At 63.4% G+C, this 623-nt stretch carries 1 pseudogene; it reads left to right on the forward strand.

What is annotated here, in order from left to right:
* Positions 1-623, forward strand: a pseudogene (locus L6D80_RS29865) (TipJ family phage tail tip protein); the annotation flags it as partial.

Raw genomic sequence — 623 nt, forward strand, 5'->3', positions numbered from 1 at the left:
AGCCTGACCACGACCAATCAGAACGTCACCGCAGCACAGCAGGCGGCCCAGGCTGCTGCTGACGCCGCCGGCGCCAAGGGCAAGGTGCTGTACCAGTCGACCGCGCCGGCAGTGGCTGACCGGTTGAGCCAGAACCTTTGGATCGACACGACCAGCAATGCCAACACTCCAAAGCGCTGGAACGGTAGCGCCTGGGTGGCTGTGACGGACAAGGTGGCAACGGACGCCGCTGCAGCTGCTCAGTCCGCTCTGAACCAGGTTGCAATGAAGGCGGACGCGTCGACGGTCCAGGCGCTGACCAACGAGGTTACCCGGCAAGGCCAGGACATCACGGCGGCCGGACAGGCCATCACCAGCATCAACACGTCGTTGAGCCAGCTGGGCGGGGAGAACTTGCTGCCCAACCCATCTTTCGAGGTTGAGGGCAATACTCCCGGTCTGGCTGATGGTTGGCGTGTGGGCTCTGCCCTTCCAACAGCGAATCGGCTGCTATCAATTGTGCCGTCGACACTCGATCCGCGGGGGCGGGCGCAGCGAGTTGACGCCAAGGGCTTGTCTGGCTCGACTTACGTGGATATCGCGTTGCCTAACCCCGGTTGGGTATCGATGGCGCCTGGTCAAGT

Source organism: Pseudomonas ceruminis (genome assembly GCF_021602025.1).
Taxonomy (GTDB): domain Bacteria; phylum Pseudomonadota; class Gammaproteobacteria; order Pseudomonadales; family Pseudomonadaceae; genus Aquipseudomonas; species Aquipseudomonas ceruminis.